This is a genomic window from Maridesulfovibrio sp. (genome assembly GCF_963678865.1).
Lineage (GTDB): Bacteria > Desulfobacterota > Desulfovibrionia > Desulfovibrionales > Desulfovibrionaceae > Maridesulfovibrio.
The window spans coordinates 1,983,324-2,007,884 of the sequence record NZ_OY787459.1; the positions used below are offsets into that span (position 1 = coordinate 1,983,324).

The window sequence follows — 24,561 nt, forward strand, 5'->3', positions numbered from 1 at the left end:
ATGAGTAGCAAATACACTCAGTTCGACCGCAGCAGGCTCAAAGTACTTCCTCTGGCAGAACGCAGGAGCCTCATCGACACCGGCCTTATCGAAGCCCCCACGATGTGCGCTGAAGTTCATCCGTCTCTCAGGATTGTGGCAGAAGAACTTGCTGCTGCACGAAAGAAAAACAGCGCGCGGGTACTCATGATCGGTGCCCATGTCATCCGCTCCGGAATGCAGCGTTATCTGTTCGACCTTATGGAAAAAGGGTTGATCAACTGCATTGCAGTCAACGGAGCCTGCGCCATTCACGATTTTGAATTCGCCCTTCTCGGGCAGACCACGGAATGCGTTGCCACCTATATTTCCAACGGCCAATTCGGACTCTGGCAGGAAACCGGACAGCTCAATGATATTATTTCCAAAGGCAATGCACAGGGGCTTGGCTTTGGTGAGGCTGTGGGTAAATACATCAGTGAAAACAATCTCCCTCACGCTGAAATCAGTCTTTTTGCCAAGGCCTATGAACTGGGCATTCCGGTGACCGTCCATGCCGGGATCGGGTACGACATCATCCACGAACACCCAAACTGTAACGGAGCAGCCGTTGGTGAGGCCAGCTACCGTGATTTTTTGATATTTGCTGCTCAACTTGAGCAGCTTGAGTACGGGGTAGTCATGAATTTCGGCAGTGCCGTCATGGCCCCGGAAATATATCTCAAGGCTCTGGCAATGGTCCGCAATGCTGCCGCAAATGCAACCCCGAAAAGATCAATCCGCAATTTCACCACCTTAGTATGTGATTTGCATGACCTTCCCGAAAATGTAGGAAACGAAGCCCCGAAAAGCGATGCCCAGTACTACTTCAGACCATGGAAAACCATGCTGGTACGTACAGTTGCAGACGGTGGAAAGAGCTACTATGTCAGGGGATTTCACGCCCGGACCATCCCCCAACTCTGGTCCGCAGCATCAAATCTTTAATTACCGGGAAATCATCTTGTGGAATAAACATACTGAAAAATTACAGAACTGCCTCAGCTCCATAGAAGTAAGCGGCAATCACTGCTGCAAGGATGGTTGTGACCAAGCCTTCGCGGTCTGGAAAGAAATGACTGAAAGACTCCGCGATCAAGGTAAAATCATATACCTCATCGGTAACGGGGCCAGTGCTTCCATGGCCAGTCATTTTTCAGCCGACCTTGCAAAAAACGCCCATGTACATACGCAGGTATTTACTGATCTGGCACTTATTACCGCTCTTGCAAACGATATTTCATACGATCAGGTTTTCGTGGAACCCCTCAAACGCAGGCTGACCCCAAATGACATGCTGGTTGCCATCAGCAGTTCGGGAAATTCACCCAATGTGCTCAAAGCCTGTGCTTTTGCCGCTGAAACCGGAGCCTCGGTAGTCACCCTCAGTGCCATGTCCCCGAAAAACAATCTGCGCACTCTGGGCGACATCAACTTCTGGCTCCCGGCGGACACCTACGGCATGGCAGAGACGGGCCACGCCTGCATCCTGCATTATTGGATGGACTCCGTTTCTACTTCCCCGGCATAAGGATATACATGAGTGATAATCTGCGCATAGATTCCCATAAGCTGCACCTGCACCCCCGCCGCGTTGCCGAATGGCTGGACGGGGGAAATGTCTATCCCCTGTACATGGAACTGAGTCCCGCCGGAGCCTGCAACCACCGCTGCAGATTCTGCGGTCTGGACTTTGCCGGTTACAAACCCGACTTTCTCGATACCGAAATCCTCTGCACACGTTTGGTAGAAATGGGAAAGCTGGGAGTCAAAAGCATCATGTACGCAGGCGAGGGCGAGCCTCTGCTGCACAAGGATATGGCCCGGATCATCTGCGCCACCAAAGAAGCCGGAATAGACGTGGCCCTGACCAGCAATGCAGTGCTGCTCAATGAAAAGACGGCTGAACAAATTCTAAGCAGCACCAGTTGGATAAAGGTCAGTCTCAATGCCGGGACTCCCGCTACCTACGCACATATCCACGGAACACAGGACGAAGATTTCCGGCGAGTGCTTAATAATCTGGAAACAGCTGCCAATGTCCGCGAAAAACAACAGGCAGGATGTACACTAGGCGTACAACTTGTCCTTTTGCCCGAAAATGAAGGAGAGGTAGAAACCCTTGCTGCACAGGTCCGTGACGCGGGCATGGACTATCTGGTGGTCAAGCCCTACTCCCATCACCCGCAAAGCATCTGCACAGAGTACAAAGACATAGACTATACCGATTGCAGTGAACTTGAAGAACGGTTGCAGACGTACAAAACAGATAGTTTCAACATAATTTTCCGTAGTGAAACCATGAAAATCTGGGACGGTCAGAAACGGGACTACAAGCATTGTAATGCCCTGCCCTTCTGGTCCTACATTGATTCCAAGGGCAATGTCTGGGGCTGCAGCATTTTTCTGGGAGAGGACAATTTTCTCTACGGGAATATTCACGACAGCAGCTTCGAAGAAATATGGAACGGACCAAAACGGTCTTCCTCGCTTAAATGGTGTGCAGAGAATCTTGATCCGCAGCAATGCCGCATCAACTGCCGCATGGACAAGATCAACAGGTATCTTTGGGAACTCAAGAATCCCGGCGATCATGTAAATTTTATTTAAGGCAGGAAGTTGATGCGCTTCGGGCTTTTGGATGAATAAATTTCGCCTCCGGCGGCCAAAGAGGATAATCCCCTTTGGAATCCTTAGTAGGGGTTTGGCCTGTGATTCTGGGAATCGACCTTGATAATACCATCATCTGCTATGACAATTCCTTGCATGGAATTGCCCATGAACGCGGATTGATTTCCAGTGACACCCCAAAAATGAAAAGGGTAATCCGTGATCAGATACGCGCTGTTCATGGAGAAATGAAATGGCAGAAATTACAGGTCGCTATTTACGGCACGCACATAGATCGAGCGGAACTGATGCCCGGCGTTTGGAATTTTTTGCTGGAATTGAAAGAACGAAACGTAAAATTTCAGATTGTCAGTCACAAAACCCGTTACCCTAATTGCGAAGGCAGCAAGGAAAATCTGCATGCAGCGGCAATGAATTTCCTGCGCCAAAATAATTTTTTTGCCAAGTCAGGCTTGGGGATAACTGAAGAAGATGTCTTCTTTCTGCCCACTCGTGCTGAAAAAATCGCAACCATCAGCAAGCAAAAATACTCCGTCTTCATTGATGATCTCAAAGAACTGTACTTAGAACCAAATTTTCCGGCACACATCACCAAAATTCTTTTTTCAGCTGAACCGGGACTGGATCTGACCGATGTTACTGTCCTGCCCGACTTTACCCATATCAGCGAATTTATTTTCAAGAGGATGGGAAATGCTAACTTCTGACCCCGAAAGCCTTGTTCGTAATTTGACCGGAGAATTACCCATAAATACGGAACGAATCCGTGCCGGACGCAACAGCAGAGTGTTCCGAGTTGATTGTAAATCCGGACAGAGCATGCTTGCCAAATTCTATCTTCATCCTACAGCAGATGGACGCAGCAGACTTGAACAGGAATGGACGGCCCTGCAATTCATGACCGAGTCAGGGCTCAGCAATGTTCCTGCTCCGCTGGCATTCGATGAATCCGTTCAGGGTGCGGTCTTTTCATTTATCAAAGGAGACAGGATTGAAAACGGAACAGATCAGGACCTCCGGGAAATCATTTCATTCCTATCCAGACTCCATGAATTATCCGGGCGAAAAAAAGCGCTGGCCCTGCCCCGAGCAGCAGAAGCCTGCTTTTCCCCCGCAGAACTGATAAAAAACATTACGCAACGCCTCAAAAAATTGCAGGCCCTCCCTACGGAAGGCAAGTCATACCGGCACCTGCATACGTTTCTCAAAGATCAATTTTCACCGCAATTTGAAACCTGCATCAACGACGTAAAAACTCATTTCGCCGGCAGGTTGTGGACAGAACCGTTGGCAATGGAATTCAGGACACTCAGTCCTTCAGACTTTGGTTTTCACAACGCAATAAAAAACGGACAAAAGATAACCTTTGTTGATTTTGAATATTTCGGCTGGGATGATCCGGTTAAGGCCACTGCAGATTTTCTGCTCCATCCTGCGATGAATTTAAGTGGACAGCAGATGGCTATTTTCTTTGCTGACATGAAAAAATTTTTTATGCACGACGAAAATTTCATCCTGCGTTTTAAAAAACACCTGCCCTTGTTTCGCCTGAAATGGGCTGTAATCCTGCTCAACGAATTTTTAAGCCAGCATCTTGAGCAACGGGAATTTTCCTGCGGAAAAATTACCAACCCAAAGGACAGGCTCACCCAGCAACTTGAAAAGGCCGAAAATATCCTTAATAAAGACCAAAAGATACTTCACGCACTGGATCTGTAAAACCAATACACCGGAGAATAATTTGGACCAGCGTTCGAAACAGCTCAGAAAAAAAATAGTGGATGTGCTCCATCATGCCGGGCGCGGCCATGTCGGTCCGTCCATGTCCTTAGTGGAAATAATCCGCGTGCTCTACGATTCGGTTTTAAAATATGATCCCGCCGACCCGCAATTACCGGAACGGGACCGCTTTATTCTCAGCAAAGGACACGGCTGTCTGGCCCTTTATATACTGCTGGCCGAAAAAAGATTCATCAACGATGATGAATTGTTCAGCTTCTGCTCCTATAACGGACTGCTGGGCGGACACCCCACAACAAAAACTCCGGGAATTGAATTTGCTACCGGAAGTCTGGGGCATGGCTTACCTTTTGCCGTGGGTGTTGCCGCAGCGCTTAATATCGACAAATCGAAAAGCCGTGTTTTCACCGTACTCGGCGACGGTGAATGCGGAGAAGGAGCGATATGGGAAGCAGCCATGAGCGCGGCCCGGCATAAGCTCTCAAACCTGACAGCCATCGTCGATTACAACAAGCTTCAATCCTATGGTCCCACCGAGAACATTTCCGGTCTGGAACCCTTTGCCGATAAATGGAAAAGCTTCGGCTTCGCAGTGCGCGAGGTGGACGGACATGATGTTGGCGAGCTTAAAAAAATATTTTCAGAACTGCCCTTTGAAAAAGACAAACCTTCAGCAATTATCTGCCACACGGTCAAAGGCAAAGGCATTCCCGCAGCTGAGAACAACCCCACATGGCACCACAAGACAAAAATGTCCGCCGAAGACCACGCCATGCTCATCAAAAGTATAGAGGATTACCATGCGTAAAGCCTGCCTTAAACAAGTTTATCAGTTGGCGGCAAGAGATGAGCGGGTAGTCTTTATGGGCTCCGATCTCGGCGCGGGAACTCTTGCCCATTTTCAGAAAGAGATGCCGGAACGCTTCTTCATGGAAGGCATTGCCGAGGCACATACCGTGGGTATGGCTTGCGGCATGGCCCATGAAGGCAAAATTGTTTATGTGAACACCATCCAGAGCTTTCTGACCCGGCGTTGCTATGAACAATTATTGTTAGATGCCTGTATGCATAACCTCAATGTGCGTTTCATCGGTAACGGCGGAGGGCTGGTCTATGCTCCGCTCGGCCCCACCCATTGGGCCACCGAAGATCTTTCCATCCTGCGGGTTATCCCCAATCTGACCGTACTCTGCCCGGCTGACGCAGACGAAATGAACCGGCTCATGCCGCAGACACTGAAACATCAGGGACCGATTTTCATCCGCCTTGCAAAAGGTTACGACCCCATCGTTACCGATGAAAAAACTTTTGAAATCGGCAAAGCATACCCATACCGGGAAGGCAGGGACCTGCTGCTTATCGGCTGCGGGGTCATGCTGGGAATCATGAAACAGGCCGGAGAGCTTTTGGCTAAAGCAGGAATCGAAGCTTCAATTCTGCACCTGCCTACAGTTAAGCCTCTGGATACGGAAGCGATAATTTCACGGGCGCGGCAAACACGAGCGGTTATTACCGTGGAGGAAAATACCATCCTCGGCGGTCTGGGCAGCGCAGTGGCGGAAATCCTTGCTGAGGCAGCCCTGCCTAATCCGTTGCGCATGAAGCGGATCGGACTGGCGGACTCCTTCAGCGAAAATTACGGCTCACAACTTGAGCACTTCGCCCACAACGGACTGACCGCGGAGAATATCGTAAAAGAGGCCCACAGGTTAATTGACAATTAATCTAAATATTTGTCTGACCTGTTACATCTCCCGGGCGAAGTCGGACTAAAAGCTTTTGGGATTCTTAAGACCTTTTTTCAAAAAGGCCTTAGGCCGCCGGAGGCAAAATCTTTCAGACAAAAGCGCGCAGCGCATCATATAATATTATGGGAAATCTTCTGAATCTAATCACACCGCTGCACACATCCACCAAACGCGAATACCTGCCGCGCATGCTGGATGATAAAGTGCAGTGCATGCTCAAAGCCAAAGAATATGAATTTGATTACTGGGACGGAGACCGCCGCTACGGTTACGGTGGATATCGTTATCTTCAAGGATACTGGACTCCCGTTGCTGAAGGTCTGATTGAGAGATACGGATTAAAGCAGGGTTCCCGCATTCTCGATGTGGGCTGCGGCAAGGGTTTCCTGCTCTATGAACTGCACAAACTGGGCATGGAGGTTTGCGGCTTTGATGTTTCCCGTCACGCGCTTGCGGAGGCAAGGCCGGAAATAAGAAGCAACCTGTTCCTCAGGGAAGCAGAGAAACCTTTCCCCTATGCGGATGAAGAATTCGATCTGGTCATTTCCGTAAATTCCCTGCACAACCTTCCTGTGTTCAATCTCAAAAAAGCCCTTGGCGAAATGGAACGGGTCGGGAGAAATAAATATTTGTGCGTGGAAAGCTTTCGCAATGAGCAGGAATTGTTTAATCTCCAATGCTGGGCCCTGACCTGCGAATCTTTTTTCAGTAACGAAGAATGGGAATGGCTTTTCAATGAATTCGGATATTCCGGAGATTACGAATTTATCTACTTTGAATAAAAGAGGAAAGCATGCAGCTCTATACCAACCTGAAAATTTTTCATTACCAGCATAAGCTTGATTCACTGTCCCCGGAATCGGAACGCATTGAAGCGCCTATCCATATCAGAATTAAGCCCACCAATTCCTGCAACCACAGCTGCACATACTGCGCCTACCGAAACCCAAACCTGCAGTTGGGACAGGACATGTCCATTGCCGACCGCATCCCCTCGGTAAAAATGAAGGAAATCGCTGCCGACTGTATTGAAATGGGGGTCAAAGCAGTAACTTTCAGCGGCGGCGGAGAACCACTCTGCTATCCAAAATTGGCAGGCACCGCCAGAACCCTCGCGGAGGGCGGGGTAAGCATCGCCACCCTGACCAACGGCGGACTGCTGCACGGTGAAGTGGCTGAAGTATTTTCAGCCTTGGGAACATGGATCAGAATCTCCATGGATGGCTGGGACGGACCGAGCTATTCCCGTTTCCGCTCAGTGGACGAAAATGAATTTTCCAAAATCATGACCAACATTGAAAACTTCAAAAAAATGGGCGGCAAATGCTTTTTGGGCGTGAATTACGTGATCAGCCGCGATAACGCAGGACAGGTCTTTGATATGGCCCGCAGACTGAAAGATGCTGGGGTGGACAGCATCAAGTTTTCCCCCTGTGTGGTCAGTAATGACGGACATGAAAACAACCGTTACCACGCACCTGTTTTCGGCAGGATCAAAGATCAGACCCAGCGGGTCATTCAGGAACTGCAGGACAGCTCATTTGAAGTATTCGACTCCTACCACGCTCTGGATGAAAAATTCGACAAACCGTACCAATGGTGCCCTTACCAGCAGATTCTCCCGGTCATCGGAGCAGACCAGCGGATATACTCCTGTCAGGACAAAGCTTACAACCTTGATTGCGGTGTCCTCGGCTCGATCAAAGAAATGAGCTTCAAAGAATTCTGGTTCAACAACCGGGATAAGTTCTTTAAAATCAATCCATCCAAGGACTGCGCCCACCACTGTGTCTCCAATGGCAAAAACATGCTCATTCACGATTACATGAACGCCAACCCCGACCACCTGCCTTTTGTCTAGGCGGTCCGCAACAGCATGAAAATTCTGGTTATCGGTGATGGAGCACTTGGCAATGCCATTGCAGGACTGGCGGAAAAATCCGGACATGAGACATTTCAGACTTCACGCAAAAATTCGCAACTGCTTTATCTTGACCTGAAAGAGGAACTGAAATTCACTGATCTTCCTGACACTGATTGGGCGGTAATCGCAGCCGGAATTTCAGGATATAAGGAGTGTGCGGAAAATCCGCACTCCCGGAAAGTAAACGTGGAACGGACTATAGAACTGTGCCGTGCACTTCTTGCCCGGGGCACAAAAATACTCTTCCCTTCCAGTACCGCTGTGTTTGACGGGGAAACTCCCTCCCCGGCACCGGACACAAATCCATGCCCGTCCACAGAGTATGGACACCAGAAAACCGAAGTGGAAAACTTTCTGCGAACATACCCGAAACAGACGGCAATAGTGCGGCTGACCAAGCTTCTGGAGCGCAATACACCGCTAATCTCCGGCTGGCTGGAAAACCTTGCTGCAGGCAGACAAATCACACCTTTCGAAGACCTGACTATCGCCCCGGTCCATTTTGAGGACGCAGCCCTTGCCTGCTGCCGGATCATGGAAAACAATGGCAGTGGAATTTTCCATTGCTCCGGTCCGCAGGAAATCAGCTATCTCGAATTCGCGCAGAGGATTTGCAGGCAATCCGGCTTTGACAGCAGGCTGATCACCCCCGGAAGTTGTAAAGGATTTCTGGATTACTGCCCGCCCCATTGCGCTCTTGAAAGCGGGGCAACCGAAGAATTCATAAAATTTAATTTTCCCGCAGCCGACCGGCTCATAGAAGAAATCCTGCGCCCCCGCTGCCTGCTCTGCGGCAGCGGCAACCTGCACATATTTGAGCAGCGCCAAAACTTTCCCGGCATCACTTCGGACTGCAAACCGTGGCCGCGTGCAGGAGGATTCATTCTCTGCAAGGATTGCGGACACGCCCAAAAAAACATTTCCCCGCAATGGCTCAGTGATATCAATAAAATCTATTCCGGTTACGAAATGTACCCCCTGAGCAATGGAAGTGAACCCTTGATCTTTGATGAAAACGGACACGGCAGACCGCGTAGCGGAATTCTGCTGGACAGGCTGATTCACACCCACCCCCTGCCGGAAGACGGAACCATGCTTGATGTCGGCTGCGGCAACGGAAGCCTGCTCCAACAATTCCATCTGCGCCGCCCCGGATGGAAACTGTGTGGTCATGAACAGTCTATACAACGGGAAGAAATTCTGCACCTTCCCGGAGTAGAAAATTTTTATTCCGGCTCATTTGATAAAATCGGGCGCAAATTCGACCTGATTACCCTGACCTACGTCATCGAACATCTTACAGATCCGGTAAGTGCCCTTAAAAAGCTGGCAGGACTTCTGCGCGAAGGGGGCCTGATCATGGTCCATACATCATCTTTCGCCGAAAACCCTTTTGACCTCATGGTCTGCGACCACTGCTCCCACTTCACCCCGGACTCGCTGGAATTTTTGGCAAAACAATCAGGGCTGGACGTTACCGCCAAAACCGATTCGTGGCTGGCAAAAGAAATAGGCATCACTGCCCGCAAAGGAAGTTCCATGCAAGAACGCGTTCCAGCTCAAAAGCATCTGCAAGTCATGAAAGATACTCTGGACTGGCTGGGTCAACTGGCCCATAAAGCTGGGCAGGCCAGCGCGAAATATAAAACCGGAATATTCGGAACTGCAGTGGCCGGAACATGGCTGGCTGCAACCCTGAAAGAACAAGTATCTTTTTTCGTGGATGAAGACCCTTCCAAACAAGGGCAAAGCCACATGGGACTACCCATCCTCGGGCCGGAAATGGTTCCGCCGGACGCGGCTGTTGTCATGGGCTTCAACAAAGAGCTGGGATCACATATTGCACAACGTTTGAATGGCTGTTATCCCCGAATTAAATTCATTATCCCTGATATATAATTTGAAAAACGGCACTCATCAGTCCGGCTACATACCTGCTACTTACGGAGACAAAATGGACATTGCGAAACTTCATGCTCACGCACAAAATGCATTTGCCGCAGAAAATTACATCGAAGCTGAAACAGCGGCAAAAAGGATTCTAAAAGAATCTCCTGAAAACTACGAAGGACTCGAGCTGTTGTCCAGAATTGCCCTTAAATGCGGATGTCCGGAAAAAGCGGTTGAATATTTTACCAGACTTGAAAAATCATACACCCCTGAGGCAGAACTGAACCTGCTGATGGCCGGGGCATATGAAAAACTAGGCAAGACAGCTGAAGCAAGCAGGCTGCTGGGCAAAGCAGCCGAACAGGAACCCGAAAACGAAAACATCCGAAAACAATACTTCCAGCATGAATACCGGGCAGCCAATCTGGATATTTTCCCATATGAAGATTTTTTTTCCGAAGGCCAGCGCGAAAGAGAGCCGGGGGCAATTTTCTTTCACGCAGTCAATGTGGTCTGGGGTGAAGAATTCACCGCCCTGTTCGTGGACGATGTAATGCCTACCCAACTCGGCAAGGATAATATTGAAAGCCTGAACAGAGAAGCACGTTCCCTGTACATAATTTACACCACCCCGGAAGATGCGCCGTATATTAAAAATTCAGCTGTATTCAAACTTATGCTGAAAGCCATCGATATCAGGATCTACTACATAGATTTCAGCTACATGAATGCCGAAAATAAATACGAAATGATGGTTCTAGGGCATAAACACGCCCTGCGCAAAGGACACGAGGCCGGAGCGCATATGATTTTCCTTGCACCGGATGCAGTTTTCTCGGAATCAACTTTCCGCAATTTATATGAAAGAACAAAGGAAGGTTACAGGGCAATAATGATCGGGACCATGCGGGTGACCAAAGAAGAATTCCGCCCGCGCATGCGCGAACTATTCTTCCCGGAGGATTGCGTTGAAGCCCCGATTGAAGCCCGTGAAATGGTTGATCTTGCCATACAACACATCCATCCCGACACCAGAAACAGTTTTATCAATGCCACCAAAGCCAACGGCTGGCCTTCACAATTCCTGTGGGAAATTCCGGGGGAAGGGGTCATTGCCCATAATTTCCACCTCCATCCGATCATGATCAATCCGGTAGTGCTCAATGAATTCCACGGAGCCGTTGACAACGACTGCGTACAGAGCATTTGCAAAAGCATGGACGAAATATACATTGTGACCGACTCCGATGAAATGATCGGCTTTGATCTGAGCAAACTGGATGTGCGGACCATTCAACTGGATACCCCCATCAGTGCCGGATATATCGCCGCATGGGCTGCAGACAAGGCTGACCACCTGCACCGTAAATTCATGGAACGGGAAATACGCATCCACAACGGCAAAAGGAGCAGCCAATGGGAAAAGCTCAGCAGCGAGGCCACCGATTTCGTCAACGAGATCAAAGCGCTTGAACAGGATGACCAAGAACATTACTTCCCGGAAACACTCTCCGATTACGACCTGCGCTTTCCTCCGCTGAAACTCGATTCTGTAAATTTTCAGCCGATTACAAAATGCAACCTGAGCTGCGTCTATTGCCCCCAGCACTGGAACAAGGCAGAAGGCTCGGAGATGGATAACTCCCTGCTGCGTAAAACAGTTGATTACATAAAGGATAATGACGTTATTCAGGCAACGGTAGGGTTCTATGGTGAAACCCTCATCGGGAAAAACTGGAAAGAGTACTGCGCTGAGCTGCTGGATTCAGGGGTGACCATGAATCTCTGCTCCAACTTCAATATGGAACTAAGTGATGAAGACTGCCGGATTCTTTCCCGGTTCAATCATATCCAGCTCAGTATAGACTCAGCGGACCCGGAAATCCTCAAGGAAGTCCGTCCCCCGGCCAACCTGCAAAGGATGCTTTTAAACATGCACAAAATCAGGGCCGCTGCGATTATCCAAGATCTGCCCGTTCCTGATTTTCAATGGATGTGTACTTTGACCGACCGGGTGGTTTCACAGCTCCCTGCCCTTGTAAGCCTTGCCGCATCCAACAATGTACCGCAACTCAACTGCAACGAGCTTGCATATTTTGACGGCAAAAAACTTCCGGTCAACAGCATCTTTTCACTTCAGGGGAAAAAGTTCGCAGAAGCTATCAATTACGTTGAACATGCCCTGCAAATAGCCCGGAAAAACAATATCCGCATGAGCATGCTGCCCGCGTGGAAAGAAATGGTAGAAGCAAAGCGCGCGGTTGAACATGCTCATGATGAATACGGAGTGGAACTTGATCTGGCAGTTAAACCCGTTCAACTTGGAAACCAGATGCATAACATTCAGGGCGACGCACAAATTTACGGACAGCGCAGCGATATTCCGGGCCCCGGAGAAACGAGAGCCTGCCTGTTTCCTTGGAATTCAGTATACATAATGCCCGACGGCAGCCTGCACTCCTGTTGCATAAGGGGTGATGTGATGGCAAATCTCAATAACTATAAAAACGTGCGTGAAGCCATGCATACCCCCGGCTACACAGACCTGCGCAAACAGCTTATAACCGGAAAAATTTCTGACCGGCACTGCCAGAACTGCCCGATAACCTACATTATTCCGGTCCGGGAACTAAAACGCAGGGTAGCGGACATGATTCGCGCAAGCTTTAAAAAATAAATAAAGACCTACCTCCCAGTGAAGCAGGTCTTTATGTTACTACTTATATCAGGTATTTAAGCTACCTGCGTCCTTTACCAGCACTGCCGCGCACAAGGGCGGGGCTGCCAAAACGATGACGATGACGGTGTTTGCGTTTTAGCACCAGCGGCAGAAAAAGCAGAGTGCCGATAGCTCCGAAGAGTGCGAGTCTTGCTAATGTAGTCATACGTTTTCCTTTGCTGTTTCTTTAGAAGCAAGGGCATTGCTCTTTTCCCGGGCCTGCTCAGCCAGCGACTTAACATCCTCTTTGATGTTTTCGTACTGTTTTACGGACCAGTCCCTGACCTTCATTCCGGCTTTCACAGTGGAGACTGCAACTGGCCTTACTTTTTCAGACTTGAGGGCATAACATCCCAGAACACCAACTGCGGCACCTGCGGCAAAAACAACTATTCTTCCAAGAGACATAAGAACCTCCTTTGGCTTGCATTTGAGTTCAGATTATATCCCATGGAAAAAGTGTGCAAAGCCTGAATACAAATATCACTTTCAATTTTCTACCCGGCCTTGCATGTTTCCGGCCGCCCTCATGGCGTCTACAAAATTCAGCACTGCCGGGAAACCTTCCTGCCGCTTGTAGACCAGCTGCATTTCAATAGACGGGAAATCCCCGGTAAGTTTCTTGAATACAACGCCCTGCGGTTTTCTCCTGACCATGCTTTCCGGAACAATCCCGATCCCCATACGGGCCGCAACAAGCGCCACGGTAGCACTTTTCCGGGACGCCTCCTGTACCACATCCGGCACAAAACCGGACTCAGCAAAAACCCTCATCCACTCATCATAAAGCCGGGGCTGATCTTCACGGGGGAAAAATATAAACTGTTCTCCGGCCAGTTCGGTGATATCCACACTTTCCTTTTCAGAGAGACGGTGATCCGAAGGCAGGACCAGAGCATAGGACTCCCGATGGAATAATTCGCACTCAAGATCAGAGACATCATGACGAAACAAACGGACAACCCCGGCATCGATCTCGCCCTTGCGTAAAGCCTTGAGCTGATCCTTGGTAAACATTTCCCGCAAGCTCAACCGGACGGCAGGATAACTTTTTTTGTATCCGCGGATAATTTCAGTCAGCGAGGTTTCAAGTGCCGGACCGATATACCCGAGACAGAGCTGCCCGCCCTGCCCGCTTGCAGCATCCAGCAGTTTTGCTTCGGCCCGTTCAATGGAACGTAGAATGGACCGGGCATCGCGCAGTAAAGAATTCCCTGCTGCGGTCAACGAAACCGAACGTTTATTGCGCTGAAAAAGCTTAACTCCAAGCTCTTCTTCAAATTTCATAATCTGCTGGCTGAGCGGAGGCTGGGAGATATGCAACCGCTTGGCGGCGCGCCCGAAATGCAGTTCCTCGGCCACCGCCAGAAAATATTTCAACTGTCGTGTTTCCATTAGTAATATCTAACAGATATTACTCTGATTAAAAAGATATATTCGACATATTTATTGCCAGGTTCTATTAATTGATCCACCCAGTAATCAAAACACACAGGAGATCAATATGTCTGACAACATGCATTACAAACAACTCGGCAACAGTGACATCAAAATATCCGCCATCGGCCTCGGCTGCATGGGGCTAAGCGAATTCTACGGAGCCCCGGCTTCGGAAGAACAAGGATGCGAACTGATCCGCCACGCACTGGACCACGGTGTCAACTTTCTCGATACTGCGGACATGTACGGAGACGGTCACAACGAAAAACTGCTGGCAAAGGCTCTTAAGGGACGCAGGGATGAAGCGGTCATCGCCACCAAATTCGGTATTGTCCGCGAAAACGGAGAATATGCCCGAACCATCAGTGGAAAACCGGAGTACGTCCGCAAAGCCTGTCACGAAAGTCTGCGCAGACTGGAAACCGACTGCATCGATCTTTACTATATTCACCGGGTGGATAAAGATACGCCGATTGAAGAAACCATCGGGGAAATGTCACGACTTGTAGATGAAGGTAAAATCAAGGCCATAGGTATATCCGAAGCTTCAGCGGAGACCCTGCGCCGGGCCCATGCGGTGCACCCTCTTTCCGCCCTGCAATCCGAGTATTCCATGCTCACCCGTGATCCGGAAAATGAAATACTAGGCCTGACCCGCGAGTTGGGAATAAGCTTTATTCCATACAGCCCCATCTGCCGGGGACTTCTCAGTAGCTGGAAACCATCCAAAGACAAGAACGATTTCAGGAACAGGCTGCCCCGCTTTCAGGGTGAGGCATATGCAGGCAACAAAACAATTGCCGACGCACTCGGCGTACTTGCCGAAAACAAAGGCTGCACTTTGGCCCAACTCTCTCTGGCATGGGTTTGCGCACAGGCGGAAAACATAATTCCCATTCCCGGAACCACAAAAATTAAAAATCTTGATTCCAATATAGGCGCGACGCAGATCGAGCTTAATAAAGAAGATCTTGCAGCCATTGAAACAATCCTGAGTACCAGAAAGGTCTTGGGAAATCGCTATACGGACGAAGGTATGAAGGGTGTAAATCAGTAAAAAGGGCGGCCCTTTCCTTTCGAGTAAAGGAAGGGGCCGTACATGTTGACCAACCTCTTAAATCCAGTCCTGTACTTGAATTTGCTGCTATGATATTCTGCTATCGCAGGCAATTGTATCAAACCTGCAGTTTCATAAAGCAAAATCACTAACAGGACTTAAACGTGAATCAAGGCAACAAAAATTCCTTAATCGCCCATAAGATTGCAGCAATTTACGCTTTATTCGGCTTTCTATGGATTCTTCTTTCAGACAAATTGCTCAATTTTCTGGTCAGTGATCCGAACTTGATCCAGAATATCCAGACCTTCAAAGGCTGGCTATATGTACTTATCACTGCCGGAATCATATACCTGCTGGTGGATAAGTATGACCGCTCAATCCAGAAAAGCCAGAACGCCTATAGACGCTTACTCGAGAATCTTGTCGACCCCATTTACCTGATGAATTCAGAAGGGATAATCATTGATATAAATGACGCGGCATCATTAGCCCTTGGCTACAGCCGGAAAGAAATAATTGGAATGCCCCTTGATCAGATAGACCCTGATCTCAATCTTAATCAATGGATTAAAACTGTTGCCCAGATAGAGCAGGACATACACCTAAAAACGGAAACAAGGCACCGCCGCAAAGACGGTTCAATATTTCCGGTAGAGGTTGTGGGCTGTATCTTTGAAGAAGACGGAAAAAGATACTGTCTGGGCGTAGCAAGAGACATAACCCACAGAATTCATGCACTGGAGTTGATGGTTCAGAACGAAAAAATGAATTCCATGAGCGGCATGGCTGCAGGGATTGCCCACGAAATAAATAATCCGCTATCTGCCATACTTGGTGCCTGCCAGAATATTACCAACCGCCTGTTCACTGATACCCCGAAAAATCTGAGTATCGCGAAAGAGTGCAATACAGATTTGGAAGCAATGCGGGCTTATATCCGCAAAAGAGATATTCTGCGCATGATAAAGTCCATTTCGGATGCAGGGGAAAGGGCTTCCAAAATTATCGCCAGCATGCTCAATTTCAGCCGTGACGCATCGCGAGAAATGAAACCATGTGCGATTCAGGACATTCTTGATGAAAGTCTTGAACTTATTTCTTCCGACTTCAGTTTCAGCAATAACAGCTGGTTCAAAAAAACCAGAATTATAAAAAAATATCCTCCCCAACAGGTTCACATTTGCTGCATTAGAAGTGAACTACAGCAAGTAATTATGAATCTGGTTAAAAATGCCAGCGAAGCCATGGCGGAAAAGAAATACTCACCCGAAGAGCAGCCCACCCTCGATTTGATGCTAAAAAAAGAGGAACAACATATAGTTATAGAAATAACAGACAATGGTCCGGGCATACCCGAAAAGATTTTAAAAAAAATATTCGATCCATTTTACACCACCAAGGGGGCGAATGCGGGAACCGGACTTGGACTTTCCATCTCTTATTTTATCATCACCGAACAGCACAAAGGATCACTGATAGTTAGCAGTCCTCCCGGCAAAGGGACAAAATTCACCATCCGCTTGCCGGAAAAATCCAGCTATTGTGAATTAGACGTTTGAAAAGTAAGGATGCAATAAACAAGAAAAAGGCCCGAACGACACGAAAAGGCATACGCCTATTTCAGCCGCTGGGCCTGTTGCAGACAATTACTACTGCTTGATCAAAGTCAACAACATCTTGAATCGCTCACGCGCCTCTAGGCCGTGGGGGATATTTGCGGGCATGACAATTGATTCACCTGCAGCCACATTATAAACGTCATCGCCGATAGTAACCTCGGCAACACCGTCCAGGACCTGCACCATGGCATCACCGGGCGCACTGTGGGTGCTTATCCCTTCCCCGGTATCAAAAGCGAACAGGGTCAGAGAAATCTGCTTGACCTGCGAAAGAGTCCTGCTGACCACCTGCCCTTCCTGATAAACTACCAGATCAGTGAGATTCAGAACCTTGTTATGGTCAATATTCTTTATGGTTACATCCTTAAGATTCTTGAGATTTAAGTCAGCCATATGGACCTCCATATAAAAGGTTTACGGTTGATTTTAACAACCTCTACGGCTTCTATTTCACACAAAGACAGTAGGAATCATATGATGCAAGTCAATTCTGATTATTTTTCTGCTCAAACACATAATACCCCACCGGAACAACCAGCAGCGTAAACAAAGTTGAAGCCAACAGCCCGAAAATAAGAGCCCAAGCCAATCCGGAGAAGATAGGATCAAGAGTAATCGGCCATGCTCCCAGTGCGGTGGTAGCCGCAGTCAGAGCGATAGGCCGCAAACGCACCGAACCGGATTTGATGATCGCATCCTTTAATTCCATACCCCCGGCAACTGACTGACGGATAAAATCTATAAGCACCAGCGAGTTACGGATGACAATTCCGCCCAGAGCTATCATGCCGATCATACCTGTGGCTGTGAAGAAAACCGGATCGGCAAAGGCTTCACCTATTGCTCCCTGCACGGTCCCGGCACTGATCACATTGAGCAGCCAGAATCCGGGCATGATACCCAGCAAAGTCAGCGGAATAGCGCACATAATCAGGAGCGGCATCCCGAAAGAACCTGTTTCCACGATGAGCAGGATATAAATTCCCAGCAGGGCCGCACCAAAAGCAAGTCCGAGATCACGGAAAACATCGAGTGTGATCTGCCATTCCCCCTCCCCAGCCCAGTCGGACCAGATAAACGGGGGCAGCGGATCTTTATCAAGCCGAGACTGCATGTCGAGAATGGCTTCTCCCGGTGCGCGACCTGCCATTTCCGCAAACACATAGACCACGCGCTTAAGATTTTTGTGGTAAACCGGCTGCTCGCGGCTGATTTCAACCAAACGGCCAAGTTCGGCCAAGGGGACGGAATGACCGTCGGCAGTGCGCACCTTGAGTTGTTCAAGTGACGACACATCCGCACGCCTTAGGAGGGGTAGGATAAGCCTCACAGGTAAAGGATTGCGTTCACCCTGCTCATGGACTGTTGCCGGGACCATCCCCGAAAGGGCCATCTGTAAAGTATTAACCACGTCTCGGGCGCTGACTCCGTGCAGGGCGGCTTTTTCCTTATCAAGCACAAAGTCGACCATGGTCTGGTCCGCCTCGGTGGATAGATCTATGTCCACCACTCCGGGTTCATCTTCCATAGTAGCTGCAATCTGCTGCGCCCCTTCAATAAGTGCGGAATATGGACGGTCCTCAGCCCCGTAGACCTCGGTAGTAATGGTAGAAATAACCGGTGGTCCGGGTGGGGATTCCACAATTTTTATATTTGCGTTGTTACGCCGGGCGACCTGCTCCAGCTCATTTCGCAACCGGAGCACAATGGCATGGCTCTGTTCCTCACGACGGGATTTATCAGCAAGATTGACCCGGATATCAGCCATATGTCCGCCTTCGCGCCAATAATAATGACGGACTAATCCGTTAAAATCCATGGGGGAAGGTTCTCCGGCATAAGTCACGAAACTGGTCACTTCCGGTACTGTTCGCAGCACCTGCTCCATTTCGCGAACCACACGGTCTGTCTGCTCCAGCGGCGTACCCTCATCCATATCAATAACGATCTGGAATTCATTTTTATTGTCAAAAGGCAACATCTTCAGCGGCACAAACCTTAACCCGGCAAGGGCCATGGAAAAAACAAGTCCGGCAACGATCACACCTACCAGCAGCCAGCGACGGAAACGGGAGTCCAAAAAAGGAGTAATAATCCTAGTGTAAAGGCACTCAATGCGTCCGGGACCGGATGTTGCTGACATTGCCTTTGGCTGCAGATTTTTCAACAACCGGAAAGCCATCCAAGGCACAATGGTCAAAGCGCAGACAGTGGAAAAAGTCACGGTCAGCGGGACATTGGCGGCCATGGGAGCCATGTACGGCCCCATCATTCCGGTAATGAAAAACAAAGGAACAAATGAAACTATAATTGCTAATGTGGACATGATTACCGGAGGCAGAACTTCCGAAACCGCATCAAGAGTCGCCGCTGCAGGGTTCTTCTTTTTCATCAGGATGTGGCGCTGAATGTTGTCCACATTGGTGATTGGATCATCCACGACCAGTCCGAGAGAAAGAATGAGAGCGAAGAGGGTCACCCGGTTGATGGTATAGCCAAGCAGGTAATTGACAAACAGGGCCAGCGAAAAACTTATAGGCACAGCAAGGGCGACAACAGCAGCCTCGCGCCAGCCAAGGGTCAGGGCCAACAGGATTATCACCGTAACCACGGCGAACCCCAACGAACCTAGCAGTTCATCGACCTTTGCATCAGCGGTCTTGCCATAATCGCGGGTAACCTCCATTTCAATACCTGCGGGCAGAATAGCTTCCCTCAATTGCTCAGCACGGGCAAGCACGGCCTCGGCAACCTTGACCGCATTGGTGCCTTTTTTCTTGGAAAAGGCAATGGTCACCGCAGGACGGGAAGACTGTTCAGGATCATGCCCCGCTTTAGTCAGGTACATACGGGAAAAACCGATCCGGGAATAGGAAGAAGCCTCCTGCGGCCCGTCAAAGACTTCTGCAACATCGCGCAGGTAAACCGGACGGGAATTAAACACGCCCACCACCAGATTACGGACATCGGCAGCATCTTCCAAAAAAGAATTAGCCGAAACGATAATTTCCCGGTTACCGGAAAGAACTGATCCTGCCACAGCGGACTGGTCCGCGCCTTGAAGCGCCCCGGCAATTTCCAGAGGTGAAATATTAAATCCGGCCATGCGTTCGGGCTGCAATTCAACGCGCATTTCACGGGATCGCCCGGAAACGAGAGAAACACGGGAAAGGTTCTCCACCTCAGCCAGTCGGGCAGCAAGTTCCTCGGCAACCCGGCGCAATTCGAAATCGGAGATATCTTCATGTCCGCCGGAAGAATGAGCAGATGGGTAAAGGGTCAGGGCCACAATGGGGACATCATCGATTTCAACCGGTTTTATAGCCCAGTTTGAAACTATTTTCGGAGCCAGGTCATTGTTCTTGGTGATGGCGTTATGCAGCTTGATCAAAGATTCTTCTCGATCCTCGCCCACATAAAACCGCACAGTAACCATGGAAGAATCACGTCGGGAGATAGAATAAACATACTCCACCCCGTCAATCTGCCAGAGAATACGCTCCAGCGGAGTGGTAATCAGCTTCTCCACTTCTTCCACCCCGGCACCGGGAGCCTGTACCATGATGTCGGCCATTGGCACTACTATCTGCGGTTCCTCCTCACGCGGGGTAAGCTGAACAGCGGCCACACCCAACAAAAGTGCACCGACAACCAGCACCATAGTCAACTTGGAATGCAGAAAAAAATTAACAGCCGTAGCGATCAACCCCCGGCTCTGTTCCGGCTTCAACGAAGTGGGCATTACTGCTGACCTCCGGTTGCGGGCAGTTCAAACCCCACAGTTTCATTACCGCGAAGCCCGGACAGAATCTCCAGCTTATCGCCGTGGCTTGCACCGCTGCGCACGTAGACCAGTTCCCAGTTTCCGCCACTCTGAACCAGAACTGTTTGCAGTTGCCCCACGCGGGAAACGGCTCTTGCAGGAACAAGCACAACCTGTTTTTTAGCGACAGGTATAAGCAGCCGTCCGAACATTCCGGGATAAAGACCGGGTAAAGGATCAATCCCAGCCTTAACCAAAAAGGTCCGGGTCAAAGGATCGGCAGAGGGCACAACCTCCTCCACTACGGCCTCGGCCCCCTCACCAAGAGCCTCTATGTCCACCGCAAATTTCTGCCCGACACGGACCTGTCCGATTACACTCTCACGTACAAGGGCTTCCAGCCGCAGGGTCCCGCCGGTCTGGATCAGCATAAGCGGCTTACCGGGGAAGGCAAGGTCGCCGGGTTCCACCATGCGTTTGGCAACTTCGCCATCAGCCGGAGCGGAAATAATTGTATAGCTTAGATTTATGCGAGCCGCTTCAACACCTTTTCGGGCCTGTCTGACTCCGGCGGAAGCAGCATCCAAACCGTCTCCAGCCTGAGCCAGAGCAGCTTTGGCCTTGAGGTAATTAGCTTCCACCCGGTCAAGCTCATCCTGTGTTGCAACCTTGTCTTCAAAAAGCTTCTTCATCCGCTTCCAAGTGGCTGTAACCGTATCCGCCTCGGCTCTGGCGGCGTTGATACCTTCACGGGCCTGACGTTCAGAGGCCTCCGCAGATTTAAGTCCCTGTTCCGCGCTTTCAAGCCTGGTCTTGAATTCCCGGTCATCCAGCACAATGAGCTGATCGCCCTTGCGGACTTTCTGCCCGGAATGAACCAGCACCTTGCGAACCTTTCCGGTAACCTGCGCTTCAATTGAAGTTTCCGTTTCAGGACGTACAGTTCCCACTGCTTCATAAACCACAGGCACAACCACGGATTCCGCAACAGCAGTAACGGCAGGCCCCGCTTTACTGCGGGTCGGGACTATCCGCCCTTTTTCAATCATTGCGGACTCAAATGAGCCTGTCATCCAAAGCACCATAAACATTATCGCTGCGCCGAGCATGGCGACCATAATACATTTTTTTGTCATCACTAACTCCAGAATTGCCGATATTTTCCACAGGGAGAGGAAGAACCTTCATATTCTTATACAATTGTTAAACAACTGTTTCAATTACAATCATTTTCTTTTTTGTTGTCCTGACAAAGCATAAAAAGTATCTTTTGCCGCAAGGAGAAAGATGTGCGCAGAATACTTTTAATAACCCGCAACAGGCATCAACTTTCCGGGATAGTCGAAGGGCTTGATTCAAAACGGAATGTGGTAAGGGAAACCGATATTGGGATTGATTCCATGCATGGTGAGGATCACGGGATTGATACGGTCGTAGTTGAAATGAACTCCCTTATGGAGCCGTCTATGACTGTTGATGCGGCCCTTGACCGACTGCTTGAAAAATACCCTTCCGCCTCCATTGTAGTGGTCGCAAACAGCAACCAGTCTCCGCAGGCGGTGGAAGCAGTCAAAGCCGGGGCCTTTGATTACCTTACCCATCCAGTCGGAAAAGAAGAACTGGAACTGGTTATTGAAAAAGCGCATCAGGCCGACATCCGCCACTCGGAACTGGATTATCTGAGGGATCAGTTCTGGGGAGACGATTACAAGGATGTGGTCAATACCAAGAGCGAAAAGATGCTGGAGGTACTTGAAAAAGTCCGGCAGGTAGCCGCAACCGGGACTACGGTGCTCCTTTCAGGGGAAACAGGCACCGGAAAGAACCTTATCGCCCGCATGCTGCATGCCCACAGCAGCCGCAAGGACAGACCGTTTATCAATATACACTGCGGAGCAATCCCTGACTCCCTTGTTGAAAGCGAACTTTTCGGCCATGAAAAGGGCGCCTTTACCGGGGCCATGAAACGCAAACTCGGTAAATTCGAGTTAGCAGACTCCGGAACAATATTCCTTGATGAAATAGGCACTATCAGCTCCGCCGTTCAGATAAAGCTACTTGATGTTCTTCAGGAAAGACACATACAGCGGGTGGGAGGTGAACTGTCCATCCCGTTAAACGTTCGGATCATCGCCGCTACTAATGAAGACCTTGATGAACAGTGCCGCAACGGGGATTTCAGGCGGGACCTGTTCTACAGGCTGAATGTATTTCCCATCACCCTTCCCCCTCTGCGGGAGCGCAAGGAAGATATCCTTCACTTGAGCAGGGTCTTCATTTCCCAGTTCAACACCCAGCTCAACAAAGATATCGAATCCGTGGCCCCTGATGTGCTTGAAGCTTTTATTTCATATGACTGGCCCGGCAATGTGCGCGAGCTTGAAAATATAATTGAAAGGGCCTGTATCCTTGAATCAGGACCACAACTGACCAAAAGCAGCTTCCCCATCGAATTCTTCCATGACTGCAACAGCTCACACCCTACTATGGTTGATACAGACATCCCTTTGGGAAAAGCCCGTCAGTCTGCAATTGATTCTTTTGAGCAAACGTACCTGACTCGCCTTTTAAGCAGAACAAACGGCAGCATAACCCGCACAGCAGCCAAGGCTGGCGTTTCAACCCGGCAGGTAAGCAAACTGATGAATAAACACAAATTGAAACGGAGTGATTTCACTGCAAACAAGAACTGATAGTTCCGAACTCATTTCAAGAAAAGGAACTCCCGATTCTGCATTACACCCAAAGGCATTGCCCCTAATTTTCGCAATCTCAAGTTGTTTTTAGCCAGTTACGGCTAATTACGGACAAATCGGCCTTACAAACAACCGCCCGAACACCGACAAACAGGAACCCGAGGTTCCTGTTTAGCCGCAAATACACAAATATACCCTTTTATTTCAATGCATTATATCTGGCACACTCCATGCTTTAAATAGACAGCCTGCATTCGCAGACTGCAAAGCGTAAACATTTATTGTGGTCTCCGCTTTGTATTTGATCAGAATGAAGTGAGGAACAACAAATGCCTTTCGAAAATGAGCATGGTGCAGAACCTGTTGAAACAGAACTGCAGCTTAAACTCAGTATTGGACTGAATCCGGAAGATACCGAAGAGATACTGGAACTGGCCGCCTGCTGCCAGACCATTCCGCAGGAAAAACTTGAAATGCTCGAACAGAGTGTCTGGGAAGAAGCATACAATACCAGTCTCCCGTTCAGTACATTTATAAGAGCTCATGTTGTTAATGGAGATGAGCAGCCTCTATGCGGGTTTGCATACTTCGGCACCATTGCCGACATGGAAGACTGCTATGAGTTGTACCTTGTCGCTGTGGATGAGGAGTTCAGGAATATCGGCATCGGAGCCGCTCTGGTTGATGAAATCGAACGTCAGATTTCAGCCGCGGATGGAAGCACTATTTTTTGCGAAGTGCCTGACTCACGTGCTCATGAGAATTCCGAAAACTTCCTGCAGGCAACAGGTTTCAGCAGGCAGAACCGCCACTACCGTTTTTTCATCCCTGAAAAAGGAAACGCCGTCTACGCTAAAAAATTACTGCAAAATTAATCATACTGGAGAAAAACTGTGTCAACAGAAGAATATGAAGACACGATATACGGACAGGTGGTTCCATATAGCGGTGAAGCAGAAGACAGGTTTGACATTGCGATTCTGGTAGACAGTGAGGAAGAGTATATTGTCGAGCCGGACTCACGTGGACGCAGTCTGAGCGAATACATGGACCGCTGGATAAAAGCTGATGTTTCGATCAGAGAAACGGAAGAGAACATTTATATAAAAATTATGGATATAGAGCTGGATGACATGAGCTGGCAATACAGCGAAGACAACTGGTAACCCCCATAAATTTCCACGATAAAGGCCGCAGCAGAATAAAATCTGCTGCGGCCTTTTTACTGACTGATAGCAGACAACAATTCACAAGACATTCTTTTTTATGTACTGTATATTTTGTTTTTATTTTCGGTTGTCCAATAATATATT

The 24,561-nt window shown here is 49.1% G+C and carries 22 protein-coding genes; 16 read left to right on the forward strand and 6 right to left on the reverse strand.

The genetic code is table 11. The features are described from left to right. The 11 genes from ACKU41_RS09155 (at position 1) to ACKU41_RS09205 (ending at position 12,628) form a co-directional block, all read left to right on the forward strand. Positions 1-966, forward strand: a complete 966-nt coding sequence (locus tag ACKU41_RS09155) for a hypothetical protein (protein WP_321405125.1) — start codon at positions 1-3, stop codon at positions 964-966. 16 nt (positions 967-982) lie between these two features. Next, a complete protein-coding gene (locus ACKU41_RS09160) occupies positions 983-1,549 on the forward strand; it encodes an SIS domain-containing protein (RefSeq protein WP_321405126.1) in 567 nt (188 codons plus the stop codon). 8 nt (positions 1,550-1,557) lie between these two features. Next, positions 1,558-2,628 carry a radical SAM protein gene (locus ACKU41_RS09165; protein ID WP_321405127.1) on the forward strand — a complete coding sequence of 357 codons (1,071 nt, stop codon included), beginning with the start codon at positions 1,558-1,560 and terminating at the stop codon, positions 2,626-2,628. Between the two features lie 74 nt (positions 2,629-2,702). Continuing rightward, positions 2,703-3,356: a hypothetical protein gene (locus ACKU41_RS09170; RefSeq protein WP_319776839.1), complete on the forward strand. Its 654-nt coding sequence runs from the start codon at positions 2,703-2,705 to the stop codon at positions 3,354-3,356. Continuing rightward, positions 3,343-4,368, forward strand: a complete 1,026-nt coding sequence (locus ACKU41_RS09175; RefSeq protein ID WP_321405128.1) for an aminoglycoside phosphotransferase family protein — start codon at positions 3,343-3,345, stop codon at positions 4,366-4,368. The genes ACKU41_RS09170 and ACKU41_RS09175 overlap by 14 nt, the downstream gene beginning before the upstream one ends. A 22-nt stretch (positions 4,369-4,390) precedes the next feature. Beyond that, positions 4,391-5,197, forward strand: a complete 807-nt coding sequence (locus tag ACKU41_RS09180) for a transketolase (RefSeq protein WP_321405129.1) — start codon at positions 4,391-4,393, stop codon at positions 5,195-5,197. Further along, on the forward strand, positions 5,190-6,113 hold the full coding sequence (locus tag ACKU41_RS09185; RefSeq protein ID WP_321405130.1) for a transketolase C-terminal domain-containing protein: 924 nt from the start codon (positions 5,190-5,192) through the stop codon (positions 6,111-6,113). Before ACKU41_RS09180 ends, ACKU41_RS09185 begins: the two co-directional genes overlap by 8 nt. 146 nt (positions 6,114-6,259) lie before the next feature. Continuing rightward, on the forward strand, positions 6,260-6,919 hold the full coding sequence (locus ACKU41_RS09190; protein WP_321405131.1) for a class I SAM-dependent methyltransferase: 660 nt from the start codon (positions 6,260-6,262) through the stop codon (positions 6,917-6,919). Between the two features lie 11 nt (positions 6,920-6,930). Next, entirely contained in the window at positions 6,931-7,998 is a 1,068-nt protein-coding gene (locus ACKU41_RS09195; RefSeq protein ID WP_321405132.1) for a radical SAM protein, read from the forward strand. Positions 7,999-8,013: 15 nt separating this feature from the next. Further along, a complete protein-coding gene (locus tag ACKU41_RS09200; RefSeq protein ID WP_321405133.1) occupies positions 8,014-9,960 on the forward strand; it encodes a sugar nucleotide-binding protein in 1,947 nt (648 codons plus the stop codon). Between the two features lie 55 nt (positions 9,961-10,015). Further along, complete coding sequence (locus ACKU41_RS09205; RefSeq protein ID WP_321405134.1) at positions 10,016-12,628, forward strand: radical SAM protein; 2,613 nt, start codon at positions 10,016-10,018, stop codon at positions 12,626-12,628. 61 nt (positions 12,629-12,689) lie between these two features. On the opposite strand, the gene ACKU41_RS09210 is transcribed toward ACKU41_RS09205, so the two are convergent. From ACKU41_RS09210 to ACKU41_RS09220, 3 genes are all read right to left on the reverse strand, one after another. Beyond that, positions 12,690-12,836: a hypothetical protein gene (locus ACKU41_RS09210; protein WP_321405135.1), complete on the reverse strand. Its 147-nt coding sequence runs from the start codon at positions 12,834-12,836 to the stop codon at positions 12,690-12,692. Next, positions 12,833-13,078 carry a hypothetical protein gene (locus ACKU41_RS09215; RefSeq protein ID WP_319776852.1) on the reverse strand — a complete coding sequence of 82 codons (246 nt, stop codon included), beginning with the start codon at positions 13,076-13,078 and terminating at the stop codon, positions 12,833-12,835. The genes ACKU41_RS09210 and ACKU41_RS09215 overlap by 4 nt, the downstream gene beginning before the upstream one ends. An 81-nt stretch (positions 13,079-13,159) precedes the next feature. After that, complete coding sequence (locus ACKU41_RS09220) at positions 13,160-14,065, reverse strand: LysR substrate-binding domain-containing protein (RefSeq protein ID WP_321405136.1); 906 nt, start codon at positions 14,063-14,065, stop codon at positions 13,160-13,162. 109 nt (positions 14,066-14,174) lie between these two features. Here ACKU41_RS09220 and ACKU41_RS09225 point away from each other — a divergent pair, with 109 nt between their 5' ends. Together ACKU41_RS09225 and ACKU41_RS09230 are read left to right on the forward strand one after the other, a co-directional pair. Then, positions 14,175-15,167 (forward strand): aldo/keto reductase, encoded by a 993-nt coding sequence (locus tag ACKU41_RS09225; RefSeq protein WP_319776855.1) that lies wholly within the window; start codon positions 14,175-14,177, stop codon positions 15,165-15,167. 164 nt (positions 15,168-15,331) lie between these two features. Further along, complete coding sequence (locus tag ACKU41_RS09230; protein ID WP_321405137.1) at positions 15,332-16,729, forward strand: ATP-binding protein; 1,398 nt, start codon at positions 15,332-15,334, stop codon at positions 16,727-16,729. A 90-nt stretch (positions 16,730-16,819) separates the two neighbouring features. Here the strand turns inward: ACKU41_RS09230 and ACKU41_RS09235 are convergent, their stop codons facing one another. From ACKU41_RS09235 to ACKU41_RS09245, 3 genes are all read right to left on the reverse strand, one after another. Next, on the reverse strand, positions 16,820-17,182 hold the full coding sequence (locus ACKU41_RS09235; RefSeq protein ID WP_321405138.1) for a cupin domain-containing protein: 363 nt from the start codon (positions 17,180-17,182) through the stop codon (positions 16,820-16,822). A 91-nt stretch (positions 17,183-17,273) separates the two neighbouring features. Further along, positions 17,274-20,531 carry an efflux RND transporter permease subunit gene (locus ACKU41_RS09240; protein ID WP_321405139.1) on the reverse strand — a complete coding sequence of 1,086 codons (3,258 nt, stop codon included), beginning with the start codon at positions 20,529-20,531 and terminating at the stop codon, positions 17,274-17,276. Beyond that, a complete protein-coding gene (locus tag ACKU41_RS09245) occupies positions 20,531-21,688 on the reverse strand; it encodes an efflux RND transporter periplasmic adaptor subunit (protein WP_321405140.1) in 1,158 nt (385 codons plus the stop codon). Before ACKU41_RS09245 ends, ACKU41_RS09240 begins: the two co-directional genes overlap by 1 nt. 153 nt (positions 21,689-21,841) lie before the next feature. Here ACKU41_RS09245 and ACKU41_RS09250 point away from each other — a divergent pair, with 153 nt between their 5' ends. From ACKU41_RS09250 to ACKU41_RS09260, 3 genes are all read left to right on the forward strand, one after another. Continuing rightward, complete coding sequence (locus ACKU41_RS09250) at positions 21,842-23,245, forward strand: sigma-54 dependent transcriptional regulator (protein ID WP_321405141.1); 1,404 nt, start codon at positions 21,842-21,844, stop codon at positions 23,243-23,245. 332 nt (positions 23,246-23,577) lie between these two features. Then, complete coding sequence (locus ACKU41_RS09255) at positions 23,578-24,123, forward strand: GNAT family N-acetyltransferase (protein ID WP_319776868.1); 546 nt, start codon at positions 23,578-23,580, stop codon at positions 24,121-24,123. Between the two features lie 18 nt (positions 24,124-24,141). Beyond that, entirely contained in the window at positions 24,142-24,414 is a 273-nt protein-coding gene (locus tag ACKU41_RS09260; RefSeq protein WP_319776870.1) for a hypothetical protein, read from the forward strand. Positions 24,415-24,561: the final 147 nt, after the last annotated feature.